This is a genomic window from Granulicella aggregans, from assembly GCF_025685565.1.
In the GTDB taxonomy this organism is placed as follows: Bacteria; Acidobacteriota; Terriglobia; order Terriglobales; family Acidobacteriaceae; genus Edaphobacter; species Edaphobacter aggregans_B.
Window position 1 is genome coordinate 810,863 of record NZ_JAGSYE010000003.1, and the last position, 15,679, is coordinate 826,541.

14 protein-coding genes and 1 other RNA gene are annotated in these 15,679 nt (G+C 60.5%); 4 read left to right on the forward strand and 11 right to left on the reverse strand.

What is annotated here, in order from left to right; all coding sequences use genetic code 11:
• Positions 1-46 precede the first annotated feature (46 nt).
• The 4 genes from add (at position 47) to OHL18_RS18665 (ending at position 5,810) form a co-directional block, all read left to right on the forward strand.
• Complete coding sequence (gene add, locus OHL18_RS18650; RefSeq protein WP_317890512.1) at positions 47-1,132, forward strand: adenosine deaminase; 1,086 nt, start codon at positions 47-49, stop codon at positions 1,130-1,132.
• 117 nt (positions 1,133-1,249) lie between these two features.
• Positions 1,250-2,239, forward strand: a complete 990-nt coding sequence (locus tag OHL18_RS18655) for a zinc-dependent alcohol dehydrogenase family protein (protein WP_263376382.1) — start codon at positions 1,250-1,252, stop codon at positions 2,237-2,239.
• A 24-nt stretch (positions 2,240-2,263) separates the two neighbouring features.
• The gene (locus tag OHL18_RS18660) at positions 2,264-4,201 is read left to right on the forward strand and encodes a glucosidase family protein (protein WP_263376383.1); all 1,938 of its coding nucleotides are present in this window, start codon (positions 2,264-2,266) and stop codon (positions 4,199-4,201) included.
• 88 nt (positions 4,202-4,289) lie between these two features.
• Positions 4,290-5,810 carry a sensor domain-containing diguanylate cyclase gene (locus OHL18_RS18665; protein WP_263376384.1) on the forward strand — a complete coding sequence of 507 codons (1,521 nt, stop codon included), beginning with the start codon at positions 4,290-4,292 and terminating at the stop codon, positions 5,808-5,810.
• A gap of 23 nt (positions 5,811-5,833) precedes the next feature.
• Here the strand turns inward: OHL18_RS18665 and OHL18_RS18670 are convergent, their stop codons facing one another.
• The 11 genes from OHL18_RS18670 to OHL18_RS18720 all read right to left on the reverse strand — a co-directional run bounded on the left by OHL18_RS18670 (position 5,834) and on the right by OHL18_RS18720 (position 15,646).
• The gene (locus OHL18_RS18670; RefSeq protein ID WP_263376385.1) at positions 5,834-6,421 is read right to left on the reverse strand and encodes a hypothetical protein; all 588 of its coding nucleotides are present in this window, start codon (positions 6,419-6,421) and stop codon (positions 5,834-5,836) included.
• A gap of 96 nt (positions 6,422-6,517) precedes the next feature.
• Positions 6,518-7,603 (reverse strand): VWA domain-containing protein, encoded by a 1,086-nt coding sequence (locus OHL18_RS18675; RefSeq protein ID WP_263376386.1) that lies wholly within the window; start codon positions 7,601-7,603, stop codon positions 6,518-6,520.
• Positions 7,604-7,712: 109 nt separating this feature from the next.
• On the reverse strand, positions 7,713-8,870 hold the full coding sequence (locus OHL18_RS18680) for an RluA family pseudouridine synthase (RefSeq protein ID WP_263376387.1): 1,158 nt from the start codon (positions 8,868-8,870) through the stop codon (positions 7,713-7,715).
• A 2-nt stretch (positions 8,871-8,872) separates the two neighbouring features.
• A complete protein-coding gene (locus OHL18_RS18685) occupies positions 8,873-9,610 on the reverse strand; it encodes a prolipoprotein diacylglyceryl transferase (RefSeq protein WP_263376388.1) in 738 nt (245 codons plus the stop codon).
• Between the two features lie 36 nt (positions 9,611-9,646).
• A non-coding RNA gene (gene ssrS / locus OHL18_RS18690) (6S RNA) lies at positions 9,647-9,833 on the reverse strand.
• A gap of 83 nt (positions 9,834-9,916) precedes the next feature.
• Positions 9,917-10,282, reverse strand: a complete 366-nt coding sequence (locus OHL18_RS18695; protein WP_263376389.1) for a cell division protein ZapA — start codon at positions 10,280-10,282, stop codon at positions 9,917-9,919.
• Between the two features lie 35 nt (positions 10,283-10,317).
• A complete protein-coding gene (locus OHL18_RS18700) occupies positions 10,318-10,578 on the reverse strand; it encodes a hypothetical protein (protein ID WP_263376390.1) in 261 nt (86 codons plus the stop codon).
• A 105-nt stretch (positions 10,579-10,683) separates the two neighbouring features.
• On the reverse strand, positions 10,684-12,795 hold the full coding sequence (pheT, locus tag OHL18_RS18705; RefSeq protein WP_263376391.1) for a phenylalanine--tRNA ligase subunit beta: 2,112 nt from the start codon (positions 12,793-12,795) through the stop codon (positions 10,684-10,686).
• Positions 12,796-12,885: 90 nt separating this feature from the next.
• Positions 12,886-13,983 carry a phenylalanine--tRNA ligase subunit alpha gene (gene pheS / locus OHL18_RS18710; RefSeq protein WP_263376392.1) on the reverse strand — a complete coding sequence of 366 codons (1,098 nt, stop codon included), beginning with the start codon at positions 13,981-13,983 and terminating at the stop codon, positions 12,886-12,888.
• A gap of 280 nt (positions 13,984-14,263) precedes the next feature.
• Entirely contained in the window at positions 14,264-14,845 is a 582-nt protein-coding gene (locus tag OHL18_RS18715) for a YceI family protein (RefSeq protein ID WP_263376393.1), read from the reverse strand.
• A gap of 96 nt (positions 14,846-14,941) precedes the next feature.
• Entirely contained in the window at positions 14,942-15,646 is a 705-nt protein-coding gene (locus OHL18_RS18720) for a pirin family protein (protein ID WP_263376394.1), read from the reverse strand.
• Positions 15,647-15,679 lie beyond the last annotated feature (33 nt).

The window sequence follows — 15,679 nt, forward strand, 5'->3', positions numbered from 1 at the left end:
CTTCTCTTACCAGCCATTTGGCAATGCCCCGTCGAGGAGAGTTTCCATGCTGAGTACAACCATAGAATCGTCCAAAGCCATTAGACTTATAGCCATGCCGCAGAAGCGCACGAAAGCTAAGCCCGAGATCGATGTCCCCACCTGGCTGAAGGGCCTGCCGAAGGTCGAGCTCCATCTCCACCTCGAAGGCACCATTCTCCCCGCCACGCTGCTCGAGCTCAGCCAGCGCCACGATGCCCAGCCGCTCACCGCCGAGGACGCGCGCAAGCTCTACATCTACGAAAACTTCCTCGGCTTCATGGACTCCTTCAAAGCCGTCTCCGCCCGCCTCAAAGGCCCGGACGACTACGAGCTCATCACCTACAACATGGTCCGTGAGCTCGCCGCCCAGGGTGTCGTCCACGCCGAGGTCTACATCTCCTTTGGCATCATCTATTACTGGAAGAATGCGGAGGTTGAGCCCTACGTCGAGGCCATCGAGCGCGGCCGCATCCGGGCCGAGAAAGAGTTCGGCACCACCATCTACTGGCTCATCGACGCCGTTCGCCACTTCGGCGCGGAGGAGGCTTCGAAGGTCTTCCGCAAAGCCGCCGAGCTGCGCCAGCAGTATCCCAGCATCATCGGCATCGGAATCGGGGGCGACGAGGCCCGCGGCTCCGCCGACCTCTTCCGCGAGAGCTACGCCGAAGCCAAGGCCGCTGGTCTCCGTCTGACCGCCCATGCTGGCGAGACGATCGGTCCCGAAAGCATCTGGTCCGCCATCAACATCGGAGCGGAGCGCATCGGCCATGCCCTGGCCGCGCAACACGACCCGGAACTTCTCGAAGTCCTCGCCACCAAACAGATTCCGCTTGAGCTGAACATCACCAGCAACATCCGCACCGGCAGTTGCCCCAGCTTCGACGTTCACCCCGTGCGCGACTACTTCAACGCAGGCCTGATGGTGACGCTCAACTCCGACGACCCACCGATGTTCGGCAGCAACCTGCTCGAGGAGTACATCCTCGCGCACGACAAGTTCGGCTTCACGCTCGAACACCTGCGTGAGTTGGCCGCCAACGCCGTTGAAGCGAGCTTCCTTCCCCCGGAACGCAAGCTGGCGCTGCTTCGGTCGGTCGAACTCTATAGCTAACGTGAGCGCCGATGATACTCGTTAACTGGCACCGTCCCCGCTCACGCCATGTCCGACGGTCTCAAACTTCTCTTTCCGCTATCGAGCGATCTGGTGCAGTTTAGAAGGATGAATTCCATGAGCTACAAAGCATGGCGCGTCGAAACACCGTCGGGTCCGTTTCGCGAGGTCGATCTGCCGAGACCGTCTCTCGGTCACAATCAAGCTCTGGTACGGATCATGGCCAGCGGAATCAATCCCCTCGACGCCAAGATTCGCGCGGGACAAGCTACGCATGCAAGACAGCCGCTGCCCGCGGTCCTCGGTCTTGATATGGCGGGGATCGTGGAAGAGGCCTCTCCCACAACCACGAAGTTCAAAGCAGGAGATGAAGTCTATGGCATGGCCGGGGGAGTCGGAGGCCACCCGGGAACCCTCGCGCAGCTGATTGTCGCCGACGCCGATCTTCTTGCACGGAAGCCAACAAATCTGACGATGCGCGAAGCGGCTGCTCTGCCTCTAAGCTTCATCACCGCATGGGAGGGTCTCGTCGACCGCGCGAAGGTGCATGAAGGACAGGATGTTCTCATCCATGCTGGAGCAGGCGGAGTAGGCCACATCGCGGTTCAGATTGCGCTTGCCTTCGGAGCGAAGGTCTTCGCTACCGTCTCCCCGGATAAGAGAGAGATCGTCGAATCCTATGGTGCCGTTGCAATCGACTATCGCTCTCTGCCGGTCGAAGAATATGTGGCCACTCACACCAGGAACCAGGGTTTCGATATCGTGTACGACACGGTGGGCGGCACGACTCTCGACGCTTCCTTCTCGGCCGTCAAGCGCTACTCCGGCCATGTTTTGAGTTGTCTTGGCTGGGGCTCACACTCGCTTGCTCCCCTCTCGTTTCGGGGAGCTACCTACTCCGGGGTGTTCACTCTTCTGCCTCTGCTGACGGGCCTCGATTGCGCCCATCACGGGAACATCCTCACCCAGGCAGCGAGACTCGCAGAGCGAGGGCAACTGCGGCCACTGCTCAGCCAGGAACAATTCACTCACGCCACCATCGAAGCCGCTTTCGAGAAGGTGCAGGCTGGTTCGGTGGGCAAAGTAGTTGTCGCCGAAACGAATTAAACCGCACAAAAATATGGGTATCTTTTGAAAACACTGATCGCGGCGATCATCTTCTTTGCAGTTTCGGCCTCCTTCGCGTTGGCACAAACAGATGGGATTCTGCTGTCTGCAGCGAACGCCAAACTGACCACCACCGCAGAGGGCATTCTTGTTACACGAACAGATCCTAACGCGCCGATCGAGATGACCTTCACGATCTGCCAGGGCATCGGGGTAAGCCGCGAGCACGATCAGTGGTGGGTTCTTCCGATCAGCGTAACCAATGCCCACATCGATGCGAACAAAGGCCTATGGATTCTGCCCGTCGATGCCACATCAAAAGAAAACTCCTGGTACCTCGAACTGAAGGATGGCAGCGTAAGCGCGACGAAGACGGATAACGGTTTGAAGGTCCTCCTCAACGCCGACAGCACTACCGCCTTCAAAGCAGAAGCCCGTCCACACAGCGATCCCTTCCGCAACCGGTTCTCGATACAGATCGCAGGCGCACCCGGGCTTGAAGACGCGCTGGCGGGATTCTACTGGGGCACCATGCTGCCATCGGTCGTGGAAAAGACGATGGCGGCAAACTTCCGGTACAGCAGCGGCTATGTCCTCAGCACGCTCAACATCACCGCCTATGCGGGCTCCTATCCCGCAGTCGACCACGAGTTCCAGATCAAGGGCCGATTGGCGATGGGCTCGGAGGTCGATCTCGACATAGTGAGGCGGATGATCGAACTCCAGTTCAAGCTGATGGGCGATGACCCAGAGCATCTTTCCCGAGCGCCCACATCGGTTCAGCCCGACGGCTCGCGCGAGTACCACGTCCGCCGCAGCAGCATGGACGACAAGCAGAACGCCGCGATGTTCCCATTAACCGCCAACATCGAGGTGATCGAAGAGGCCTGGCATTACTACGAGGCCCGCAAGGATCTCGCGTGGCTGCGAGATCATATAGGCAACCTGGAGCGCGCCGCTGCCTGGACTCTGGCAAGTGTGGATCAATATGGGCGCGTGTGGTCGGATGTCTACTACGAAGACCAGGTGATCGAAGATGGCCGCGTCACCCAGGCGCAGGCCTTCGCGGCGAACACCTTCAACTTGCTTGCGGGTATGGAAAAGCTGCTGGGGCGGCAAGCGAAGGCGGCCAGCTACGCCGCAACTTCGAAGAAGCTTGCCGGTGCGCTGATCCTGCCGTTGCCTGACGGCTACTGGGACGAGAAGAGCCAGCGGTTCATTGACTGGGTCGACCGCGACGGCAGATCCCACGATCATATTCATCTGCTAGCCAACACGGTTCCTGTCACCTTCGGCTATGCGACGCCAGACCAGGCCACCGCCGTACGCCGCCTGGTCGAAGAGAACGCCGGCCGGTTCGAGCGCTTCCCCAGCTTTGTCGCGGCAGACATCGCCGGGTACACCAAATCCGAGATCGGCAACGGCGGCCCGTACGACCTGAGCGCTGCGGGCCGCTATTGGTACTGGGACGCCGCCTTCCGAGAGTCGCAGAAGCAGGATGGGGTTCTGCTCGACCAATTAAAGGCGGTAGCTGCCGAGGGTGCGAAAGACAACTACTTCATGGGCGAGCGCTACGACATGGACTACATCTACTATATCGACGGAAAGAACGCCCACGGCGCAGGCAAGTACTACGAGTATCCCAACGTCTACTCCGCCGTGCTGATCTCGAAGTTCCTCGGCCTTACCATCCCCGCTGATGCGGACGTATCCGTTGCACCCCACCTCGGCAGCTATGGCAGCGTGGAGTTCGACGAGCCTGCCTACGCGCTGCGCTACAGCTATGACGCAGACGGCTTTGTGCTGAAGAATCTCTCCAGCAAGCGGCGGCGATTCGAGGTAGACCTGTCGGCTTTGGGCGCAGCGACTGCGTTTTACCGGCTGAGAAGCCAGCCGGTCGTAGCGAACGCGACCATCATCCTGGCTCCGCAGGAAGAGGCGCGGTGGATTCGGGAGAAATAACCTCCCGCAATGAGCGAGTTCTCTCCTGGCACCTCAAAAAGAGTGAAGTTGCGTGCCGATCCGCCGATCTTCTCCTCGGAGGATCGACTTGGGACTGGCCACGAAGATCCAACCCACAGTTAGAAGCCTTGAGGCGCAGGTCCGCGTTCGGGTGCGATTCTGGGGGCGCCGCCATCCCTTGCTGCAGACGATTGCGATCATACTCGTCAGCGGGCTTGTGTATGGCATCGCCTTCCGGCTGGCCATCAGCACGTTTTTGCGGGACAACCTGTCCGTCTGCTGGCCTCTGGTCGGCTTTCAGGTTGCGTTCTTTCTGCGTACTCCAAGGCGGTTCTGGCCGCAGATGGTCACCGGAATGGTGATCGTTCAGGTCGCGCTCGAGAAGTCGCAGCCGCTGGATCAGATTCTCTCGGACACCGTGAGCGACGTCGCGGAGCTGCTGATCGCGGCCTACTGGCTGCCCCCGCTCCATGGCCTCTCAAGATGGATCAAAGAACCCGGTTTGTTGAAGAGATTCATTGTCTGGCCGGCGGTGCTTGGCCCTGCGATTACAGGCTGTCCAGTTGCCGTAGCCTACTCCCGCGAACTCGACCTCCACGTCTCTTACTGGGCCTATTGGGCGCGCTGGTTCACTGGCGACATGATCGGGATCGTTCTCTGGCTGCCGCTTGGCGTCATCCTCCTCAGCAGCGAGACGTACACTCTATTTGCCTGGAAGAACCTGCCTCGGACCATCGGATTGATCGGGACGTTCAGCGTGGTGGGCTGGGGCCTCTTCAACTACAAGCCGACGCCTATCGCCTTTGTCCTCATGCCCTTCCTCCTCTTCATCGCGATCAAGCTTGGCTTCAGCGGCTCGGCCATCGCCGTAATTGTCTTGAGCATTCTCTCGGCGAAGGGAACCCTGCACCGCCTCGGCCCCTTTGGATCAATCCCTGAACCGTACAGTGTCACCGCGCTTCAGGCCTTTCTCGCCGTATCCATGCTGATGTGCTTTCCCATCAGCATCCTGCTGCTGGAACGCGACGATTTTGAACGGGAGACGCGGGAAGCTTACGAGCGGATGGAGAAACTCGCGATCAGTGATGGCCTAACCGGCCTCGCCAACCGCCGCCGGTTCGACGACATCTTCGACCAGGAGTGGCGCCGCGCCGTCCGCGAAGGCGAGCCAATCGGCATCATGATGATCGATGTGGACTGCTTCAAGCTGTTCAATGATTTCTACGGACATCTCGCGGGAGACCAGTGTCTGCGCAGCATTGCCGACTCAATTCGCAGCAGCGTTAGTCGGGCCGGCGACCTGCCCGCGCGTTTTGGCGGAGAAGAGTTTGTCGTCCTGATGCCGGGGACCGACCTCTGCGGAGTCCTCCAGGTGGCCGAGATACTCCGCTTCCGTATCGAACTTCTTCAGCTCGAGCACGAGCGCAGCCCACACCGCATCGTCACCGTCTCCGTTGGCTGTTGGAGCACTGTCCCGAAGCCAGGGACTCTGCCTGCGTCTCTGATCGAGATCGCCGATCAGGGTCTCTATTCCGCCAAGCTCGGAGGTAGAAACCGCGTCTCTACGATCTCCGCAGAGATGGAACACGCCGTCGGCCGGGCAAGCTAAGTCTTCGAGGTGCAGGGTCGTCGTCAGCGCCCATTTGGTGCCGGAACCATGACGGCGTTCGGATCCACCTTCGGAATTCCGAAGTGTCCGCTCAGGTGGATCAGGTCCAGCGGCCGCAGGTCGCCCGCTACCTGGATCACGTTCATGTCCCTAGGCGACCTGATCAGCACCGTCACATCGTCGATGTCCGCCCCGGTAAAGTGAAGCCAAAGGTCGGTGATGTTGGACTTCGGCTGGGCGGAGTTCGCCGGGGACTGGTTGCCATTCACCAGGTGTTTCCACCCCGCCGCGTGGTATGCCGCCACCAGCGACGCCATCGCCTCGGGCGTATAGAACGCCGGCCGGGCGAAGCGATAGGTGTCGAAGCTGATGCTGGTCACCGCCGCCGCCGCGCGTTGCGCGTCCAGGCCGCCAGAGGTCAGAAAGCCCTGCGCGACCTGCATCATCGAGCGGTCGAAGACGAAGCCGGTATGCGTCGCGGGCTGGTCGGCAAGATCGCTGAAGCTCGGTGGCGTCACCCGCGTCACCGGAGCCTGTGCCCCGGCGAGAGTGGAGACAGTTGAGAACGAAAGGGCGAAGACGGCGGGCGCAAAGACTCGGAAGATTCTCATGGCGGTACCTTTACAGGATTAGACCCATGAAACTCCGATGAGTTTCTTCGCACATACGCATTTTTTCGCCGGCGCTTCGTAGAACCGGCGAAATCCCTACTGCGGCTTCGGTGCGAAGTACCCGGTACGCGTCCTCACCTGGTAGCGCGAATCGATCGCATGCAGATAGATCGTCCGGAACGATCCGTCCTGCTTGAAGTTTGCCGGCCGGTAGATCAGAAGGTACTGGCTGCGCAGCTCTTCCTCGATGTTGCGGAAGCCGGTCGCCACGTCTTCGATCCTTACCGGGTAAAAGGCCTGGCCGCCAGTTGCCTGCGCGATCGTCTTTAGAACATCGTCGCCCTTGCCCTTGGTCGCGCTGATGTTGGTGCTGATTGCGTAGACGATGGTGTCCGCGCGCTGGCACATCTTGATGGCGTCGCTCTCTTCGGCGCGGCTGTAGTTGTCCTCGCCGTCCGAGACCAGGATCAGCGCCTTGCGCACAGAGTTCGTCTCCCGCAGCGTCAGCATCTCGTCGCGGCAGGTCTTGTAAAGCGCATCGAAGAGCGCCGTGCCGCCGCCGGGCCGCAGCTTGCGGATGCCCTGGTTGAGCAGGTCAATGTTGTTGGTGAAGCCCTGGGCCACGTCCGTCTGCACGTCGAAACCCTCGATGAACGCGCGGTCATTCGTATGCAGTACCTGCAGGAAGAACTCGATGGCGGAGTCCTGCTCGAACTGGAAACGCTGCCGGATGGAGCTGCTGGTGTCGAGCATGATGCCGACGCGAAGCGGAAGGTTCGTCTGCTGGGTGAACTGCTTGACGGAGAGCGGCGGACGGCCGTCATCGAGCAAACCGAAGTTCTCCTGCCGCAGGCCGGTGATGAAGTGGCCCTTCTTGTCGGTGACGGTGAAGATCTGGTTGACTTCGTCCGTCTCGACTCTTGGCAGTACGAAGACTGGCCCTTGCGACGGTTGATCGGTATCTGTCTGTGCAGGTGCCTGCGTGGGAGCCTGCGTCTGCCCTGCTGCCGGCGCCTGGCCCGGAGTTTGAGAAGCGGCTTGAGCCGAAGTCGTTGGCGCGGGAGCACTCTGAGGCGTGGCTGACGGCGGCTGAGCGGGCGGCACGGCAGGTGTCTGGGCGTCGCCCCGAAGATCGAGGGAAGGCGCAGCCGAGACGAAAGAATGCGACGACGCCGATGGCATGTGCGCGCAGCCTGACAGAACGACGACGCACAACGCTGGCAGAAAAATCGTTGCAGGAATTCGGGTACGGCGAAGAAGATCGTTCACGAGGTTCACGGGGTTGAGTGTATCAACTTACGCTGCTCTTCTGCTCTGGCCCGGCCTCGAGCGCTGCCATAAACTCCGTAAGTTCACCAGGCAGAGCCGACCGCATGTCCATAGTCTCGCTCGTCTTAGGGTGGACAAAGACCAGATGCGCGGCGTGGAGGAAGTTCCGTTCCAGTTCGAGGCCATCGTCACCCTTAACTGGGGGGTCGGTCAGGATCCGGTGCGGCGCGCCGTAAAGATAATCCCCCACCACGGGATGCCCCAGCGACTGCATGTGCACGCGGATCTGGTGCGTTCTGCCGGTCTCGATCTTCACCTCGACCAGCGTGAAGGCTCCGTAAGGCGTCTTCAGCCGTTTGACGACCGAGACATGCGAGACAGCCGAGCGCGCGCCCGGGTCGGACGCCGCTCTCCGTGTCGTCATCCGCGTGCGGCGGATCAAATCGCGGGCGATCGGCAGGTTCACCGTGACGTGGTCCTTCGCCAGATGCCCATGCACCAGCGAGATATAGGTCTTCTCGACGCGCCGCTCGGAGAACATCGCGCCCAGCTTGCGGTGCGTGCTGTCATCCTTCGCGACCAGAATGATGCCGCTGGTTTGTTTGTCCAGGCGATGAACGATTCCGGGGCGCAGTTCACCGCCGACCTCAGACAGCTTGCCCAGATGAAACAGCAGCGCGTTCACCAGAGTTCCGCGATTGCGCTCGTCGTCGGTCGCGCCGGAGCCCGCATGGACCATCATGCCAGCAGGCTTGTTCACCACGGCGAGGTACTGATCTTCGTACAAAATATCGAGCGGAATGTCCTCGGCGACAGCGTGCAGCGGCGGAGGCTGCGGCTCGCCCTCGATCTCGATCGACTCGCCCCCGGCAAGCTTCTGCTTCGCCTTTGCATCCTTCCCATCGACACGAACCTGCCCGGACTCAATCAGCAACTGCACCCGCGCTCGCGAGATGTCCGGGATCGCCTGCGCGAGATACGCGTCCAGCCGCTTTCCGGCAGCCTCTGGCGCAGCTGAAAACGTCCGCACGCCGTCCTCAAACTGCGTGTCGCCGTCATCGTCGAGATCGAGCACGGGAATCACAACCTCGGGCACCGGTTCTGCCCCACGGGTAGCGCGATACTCTTTGCGGACAGAGTGGTGTCGCTGCCCTTTCGGCAGCATATTTTTAGATGGCATCGCTATCCTTCTCTCTCATCTGGCTCATGAAACTGGGCGTAGAGCCTTTTCGCGACGCGATAGAGTAACGCGCCTCCGACTGCCACCATCACTAAAGCTATTATCTGCGATGGATCGATAGGCAGACTGGGCAACAGCTCCGAAGGCAGACGATAGAAGTCAATAAAGAAGATGGCCAGCCCGCTCGCCGTCAGCGCCAGACCCGTCGCCTCGCCGCCACGATAGCCGGTGCGCAGCGCGTTCAGCACCGCCAGAAAGATCACAAGAGCTGAGACCAGCGTATACACCTCAACCGGCTGCGGAGCGGACGTAGAGCCAACCGGCATGCCGTCTCGCGTGCCGTCGAGCAGATAGCCCGCGTTCACAAAGGCCCACAACAGCGCGGCCGATGCGGCACAGCTATCCAACAGCGGCAGCAGCGGAACTCCACGCCAGCGCACGTAGCCGTAAACCAGCGCCGCGCTCACTGCGATGCCCAGAGACGTAAGCGACGGCACCGCCAACAAGAGAAGCGGATATTGCAGAAAGCTTCTGAAGTTGAAGACCACCAACAAGAGCCTCGACACGAGGAAGATCGCCGCTACCGCCAGCATCACCGTGTTCCACACGCGGTCCGAATCCAGTCCCACACGGCGTGCGCTCCACTGCGTCAGCGAAAGCGAAGCCATCAGGCCAATCGCGACCACCACGCCGAAGACAGGAATATGCAGATGGCCGAATTGAAGAAACGTTGTATGCACTAAAAGGGAATTCAGTCCAAGGGAAGGAAGATACAAAGCCGACCCACTGGGCCGTGCGTCGAGTCGCTGGTGAACCCGTCTAAGACGGTGGGATCCCGCCGTGGCTCTTTAGGCTTTCCGGACTGGCGGACATAGCACACCGAGCCATATCTACGAGCTGGACCCCTGTTCAATGATTATTGGTTCAACCAGCGTTGGTCGCGCACCTGCTTTGCAGGCCGGCCTCTGAATTGGATGCTAACCGCGCCGGCTCTTATTAGCAAGGCGGGCTGAAGTGGGACACCTCTACCATCAAAGCGGAATCGACTACCCGACCCGGCGATCCAGGCGATCATCGAGCAGCACTTCGTCCAGCATCCCAGCCAGCGAGTGCGCCCGGCTCTGCATGGAGCTCTCTACATTCTGTTGTGAGCCCGCAAGCTCGTCGTACTGCTGCCGCAGCGTGCATAGCTCATCGGCGATATTCAGAGCCGCCAGCACCGCCACGCGCAGCGAGTCCACCGTGCCGCCGTGCTCCGAGACAGCGCGCATCTTTTCGTTCACCATGGCCGCAAGCCCCTCGATGTACTCGGGTTCAACGCCGCGCAGATGATAGACCTGGTCGTAGATATCGACGCTCACCGCAGCCGGAGCGTGGTTGGTTTCTGGGTAGTAAGTATCCGGAATCGTCACGCTCTCCTGCATCGCTGTGTACCTCCGTGGCCGAACTAGAGCAACTCGTCCATCTGCGACAACATGCCCTCGATGCGCTGACGGATGGCCTCGCGCTCCTGCGTCAGCGTCGCGTTCAACGTGGTCACCTGCGACTCCGTCTGCTGGCTCTGGGCGGCAAGTTGGGCACGAAGCTTTTCGACTTCAGCCTCCGCGGCCGCGCGGGCCTCGCGCTCGCGTTTCACAATCTCCACGGCACGGAGCACCTTCTGCTCGAGTGCCTGGAACTCATCGAAGCTGATACCGCTCTCGCTCATTACTAAAGTATAACGTCGCGCCGCGTGAATTTCATCGGGAATTTGTGGTTTCGTTCCGGGATTCTTGCCGGTTTCTTCGGCATTTGTACATGTCTCATCTGCCTGCTAACTACCCTGATGCCCGTCCCGCAGCACACCGCCAAGCCCGGTCAGCGCTGCAACGATTGCGCTCGACCAGTTGGTAAGCTCTTCCTCGCGCAACGTCCGGTCGTTGGACTGGAAGATGCAGCGCAGCAGCAGAGCGTATTGCCCCGCCGCAACCGCCTTGCCCTTCGCATCGCGGAAGACCTCGACGGGAGCGAGCTTCGTCATCTCCGGGATCGCCAGCGCCTCGATGGCAGCGGCAATCGTCTGCCACTGCATGGTGTCCGGCAGCAGCACGGAGAAGTCCCTCTCCACGGCCTGATAGCGCGAAAGCTCCCGCGCCATCACGTTCTTTAAAGGCAGAGTGTAGAGATACGCGAGATCGACTTCGGCGAGGAAGACCGGCTGGCGCAATTTGCGCGCCTCCCGCTCCGCTGAGGTAAGCTCCCCGAAGGTCGCGACGACTTTATCGCCGAGCAGCAAGGACGCAGAGCGTCCCGGCTCCAGCCACTTCGGAGTTTCGGCAACGATCTTTACCGCAGCATGATCCCCGCCTCGATCAAAGAGCGAGAGCAATGACTCCACCGCTCCTTTCAACTCATAGAAGCCCGCATCGGCGGCGGGGTAGAGAGCGCTTGCCTGCGCGGCTCCGGTAAGTCCCAGCGAGAGGCTCGCCGCCTCATGCACCCTCTCCGTGCTGCCGGAGAAGACCTGTCCCTGCTCGAACAGGCGCACCTCGCGCACATCGCGATTGAGGTTGTTCGCCAGCATGGTGACCATGCCCGGAACGAGAGATGGCCGCAACAGCGTCGCCTCATCGGAGAGCGGATTCTCCATCGTAATCGTTCCCTTGCTCTCAGTGCCGGCAAAGAACAGATCGCTCTCTGCCTGCGATGCGAAGGTGCTCGAGATGGACTCGCTGAAGCCGAGCGCCAGCAACCTTGCTCGCACGGCCGCTTCGGCGGCCGCTGTGGGTTGCGCGATCACTACTCCCGGCGAGGGCAGCGTGTTTGCGAACTTGTTATAGCCATAGACGCGCGCGACCTCTTCGATCAGGTCGATCTCGCGTTCCAGATCGAGTCGCCAGCTTGGGAGGCTCGCGGCAAAGAGGTCGTCGGTTTGTGGTTCAAGCTTGCAGCCAAGCGAGGATAGATACTGTGCGACGATCTCCCGGGTGATGCCTTCGGGCGCAAGTGTCGTACCAAGATGCCGCTGCACTTCTTTCACCGAGAGCGAGATCGCTGGCCGCGATGCGGTCTTTGCAGCAATCTCCGGGACGACGATGTCAACGAGCGCACCCTCAACATATCCGCCCGACGCAAGGATTAGCTTGGAGACCAGGCCATTCGCGATGGGCGCAGCGTTGAAGTCCGCGCCACGCTCGAATCTGTGGCTGGCATCCGTATGCAGTCCGTGACGACGCGAGCTGCGGCGAATGCTCGCGGGATCGAACCACGCCGCCTCGACGAGAATGTTCTTCGTCTCCGGCGTAATCATCGAATCCCACCCGCCCATCACGCCGGCCAGCCCGAGCGCTTTGCGCTCATCGGCGACGACGAGGTCGTCAGCTTCCAGCGTGCGCTCCGTGCCGTCCAGCAGCTTGAGCTTCTCGCCCTGCCTCGCCAGGCGAACCACGATGCCGCCCTCGATCTTATCGAGGTCGAACGCATGGGTAGGATGTCCCATGCCCAGCAGGACAAAATTGCTCGCGTCCACTGCATTCGAGATCTGCTTCTGCTCCAGCAGAGAAAACATCTCCGCGACTACGCCTGTGCTGGGCAATATCGTCACATCGCGCAGGACTTGCGCGGTGAATCGCCCGCATAGACCGGGCTCTTCGATGCGGACCGGGAACGCTGCCGCGCTCTTCGCGGCAGGCAAAGCGGCATCCAGCGAAGCTAGAGGGAGATCGTAGATCGTCGCGGCCTCTCGCGCGATGCCGTAATGGTTCATCGCGTCGACGCGGTTGGTCGTGATGTCCATCTCGAAGAGATGCCCGTTGCCCTCGCCCAGCGAGTGCACGCCTTCTACGGCAATGCCGCGCAGGGTCAGGTCTTCAGCAAGCTGCGTGTCATCCACTTCAGTCGGAATGTTCGGTACATAGGAGCGGAGCCACTTGGTAAGAATGTTCATAGTTGTTTCGCTTATCTAAATCCATGGAGCTTCAAACAGAATTCGGGGATTCTTCGCTGCGCTCAGAATGACGGCAGCATCAGGGGTGGACTATGCGAATTGTTCCAGGAAGCGCATATCGCCACTATAGAAGTGTCCGATATCAGAGACGCCGTGCTGGATCATCGCGATGCGCTCGACGCCCATGCCGAAGGCGAAGCCGCTGATCTTCGCTGGGTCGTACGCGGGCTCGGTCTCTCCTGCCAAGGCACGCTGTTCGTTGACCGCGGCAAACACCGCCGGATCGACCATGCCGCAGCCCAGCAGTTCAATCCATCCCGAGTGCTTGCACTTTCGGCAGCCTTTGCCACCGCAGAAGATGCAGCTGATCTGCACGTCTGCGCTCGGCTCCGTGAACGGGAAGAAGCTGGGGAAGAATCGCGTCTTTACAGCCGATCCAAAGAGCGCCTTCATCGCATGATCGAGCGTGCCCTTCAGGTCGGAGAAGGTGATGTTGGTATCCACGCAGAGGCCTTCGACCTGGTGAAAGATCGGCGAGTGGGTCGCGTCCGCTGCATCGTTGCGATGCACCTTGCCCGGAATCACGATCCGCACCGGTGGAGCCTGCTCCACCATGGTGCGAATCTGCACCGGGCTGGTGTGTGTCCGCATCAGCAGCCGCTCGCGTGCGGGCTTCGATTGCTGGTTCGCGATGATCAGCGTGTCCTGCGTATCACGCGCCGGATGGTTCGGCGGAAAGTTCAGCGCTTCGAAGTTGTAGAAGTCCGTCTCCACCTGCGGCCCAGTGTTGGTGCCGAAGCCGAGATGATTGAAGACCTGGACAATCTCATGCATAGTCTTCAGAAGCGGGTGCTCCACACCCGGAGCGCGTACCGCTCCCGGCAAGGTGATGTCGATGCCGCGAATCTGTGCCGTAGCCGCAGCGGGAGCTTCCAGCGCCGCCTCGATCTGCTGCTTCAGCTGGTTGAACCGGATGCCCAGCGGCTTGCGCGCCTCTGCGGGCGCGGACTTCAGCCACGCCTCGCTGATCGTCTTCAGCCGGCCCTGCTTGCGGCCCAGCCAGTGCAGCCGGAAGGCTTCGGCGTCCATACCTGCCACATCGGCGGTCACCTCGGCCATCACACCTTGGAAGGCCTGGTCGAGCGTCGCATCGTCATAATTTTCTAGGAGGTTTACAGCGTCACTCATGCACTACTAAGGGTAAATGATCCAGCAAGAACCTGTGTCCTGCCGGACAGGTGCCCTACGCGGGCGGCGGGCGCTACGCGCCTTTTTTAACGCTTCGCATGGCCCTCCCGTCGGTCGGGATCAAACACTTCTTGCGACCAACGGGAGCACCACGCGAAGCGGTATACAAGTCACGAAGTGACCGCCCCGCGCGCAGCGGGCCGGTCCGGCAGGACATATCTTCTCCCAAAAAGCGAATGCCTCGTGCTTGAAAGCACGAGGCATTTCGCTTTGGAGCTTTTTACTTCTGGTCAGCTTCGACATCGATCGTGAACTTTACTTCGTCGCCGAGGATCGGCTCCGAGAACTTCGATCCAAAGCCGAAGTCGCTGCGCTTGATCGTTCCGGTCGCGGAGAAGCCCGTCACGAGGCCGCCCTGCATACCCTTTACCGGGGCCGTCGGGCCGTCTACATCGAGCGTCACGGACTTGGTCACGCCAGCCAGCGTCAGGTCGCCGATAACCTTCAGCTTGCCATCAGCGCGAACCACCGATGTCGATTTGAACGTCAGCGTCGGGAACTTCTCGACGTTGAAGAAGTCCGGCGACTTCAGGTGCTTGTCGCGAGCTTCGTTGTTCGTGCTCACCGTGGTAGCGTCGATGGTCGCGGTGACGCTGGCCTTGGAAAGATCCTTCTCATCCCAGGTCACAACTCCGGTGACGCCGCTGATCGAGCCACGGACAGTGCTGACTGCAGCGTGACGAATCTGGAAGTTCACCTCGCTGTGGTTCTTGTCGATGGTCCAGGTAGAGGTCTGGGCAAACGCGGTCGTTGCTGAAAGAACAACGCCTGCGACGAGTGCGATAAAGTTGCGACGGTTCATGGGAGTGTCCTCGTAAGAAACCTGTGACTGTTACGTTTCGTCCTGGCGACCAGCAAACATACTGGTGCCGCTTCAGCCAAACTCACCGCACTCGGTTTATTGCAGGTCGAACAGGAGTATCTCACTCTTCGGTGTACCCTGTGCGGCAATCTTCAACACCTCTTCGGAGTCCACAGCAACCGCGTCGCCGGTGGAGAGCTTTTCGCCGTTCACCGAGACCTCGCCATGGATCACATGCAGCCACGCATGACGGTCCGCGCCAAGCTCGTAGCTCAACTCCTTGCCCGCCTCCAGCTCCGCGACCGAAACCTTTGCGTCCTGATTCAGCGTCGCCGCTCCCGGCGTCGGTACAGACGAAGCCAGCACCTTGAACTTGTTCTGCTTCTCCTCCGCCTCGAACTTCAACTGCTCATAGGCAGGTGCGGTGCCGCGATTCTTCGGCTCAATCCAGATCTGCAGAAAGTGCACCGGCTCTGTATCGGAACCGTTGAACTCGCTATGAACGACGCCGCTGCCTGCGGACATCTTCTGGATCTCGTTCGGCCCCAGCAGTTCGGTGTGGCCCATGCTGTCCTTGTGCGCCAGCTTGCCGCTCAGCACGTAGCTTAGGATCTCCATGTCGCGGTGCGCGTGCGCTCCGAAGCCGCGGCCCTGGGCTACGCGGTCCTCGTTGATGACGCGCAGCGAACGATATCCCATGTGCTTCTCGTCATAGTAGTTGGCGAAAGAAAACGTGTGGTGCGAATCCAGCCAGCCATGATCGGCATGGCCCCGTTCGTTGCTCTTGCGAATCGTAAGCATCTTACTTCCTTCCTTTCACTGCTTTCACTTTGC

What these genes read in the sequence shown, in the direction of transcription:
- add (WP_317890512.1), top strand. Translation starts at nt 47, where the DNA reads ATGCTGAGTACAACCATAGAATCGTCCAAAGCCATTAGACTTATAGCC.
- OHL18_RS18655 (WP_263376382.1), top strand. Translation starts at nt 1,250, where the DNA reads ATGAGCTACAAAGCATGGCGCGTCGAAACACCGTCGGGTCCGTTTCGC.
- OHL18_RS18670 (WP_263376385.1), bottom strand. Translation starts at nt 6,421, where the DNA reads ATGAGAATCTTCCGAGTCTTTGCGCCCGCCGTCTTCGCCCTTTCGTTC.
- OHL18_RS18675 (WP_263376386.1), bottom strand. Translation starts at nt 7,603, where the DNA reads ATGCCATCGGCGTCGTCGCATTCTTTCGTCTCGGCTGCGCCTTCCCTC.
- OHL18_RS18680 (WP_263376387.1), bottom strand. Translation starts at nt 8,870, where the DNA reads ATGCCATCTAAAAATATGCTGCCGAAAGGGCAGCGACACCACTCTGTC.
- OHL18_RS18700 (WP_263376390.1), bottom strand. Translation starts at nt 10,578, where the DNA reads ATGAGCGAGAGCGGTATCAGCTTCGATGAGTTCCAGGCACTCGAGCAG.
- pheT (WP_263376391.1), bottom strand. Translation starts at nt 12,795, where the DNA reads ATGAACATTCTTACCAAGTGGCTCCGCTCCTATGTACCGAACATTCCG.
- pheS (WP_263376392.1), bottom strand. Translation starts at nt 13,983, where the DNA reads ATGAGTGACGCTGTAAACCTCCTAGAAAATTATGACGATGCGACGCTC.
- OHL18_RS18715 (WP_263376393.1), bottom strand. Translation starts at nt 14,845, where the DNA reads ATGAACCGTCGCAACTTTATCGCACTCGTCGCAGGCGTTGTTCTTTCA.
- OHL18_RS18720 (WP_263376394.1), bottom strand. Translation starts at nt 15,646, where the DNA reads ATGCTTACGATTCGCAAGAGCAACGAACGGGGCCATGCCGATCATGGC.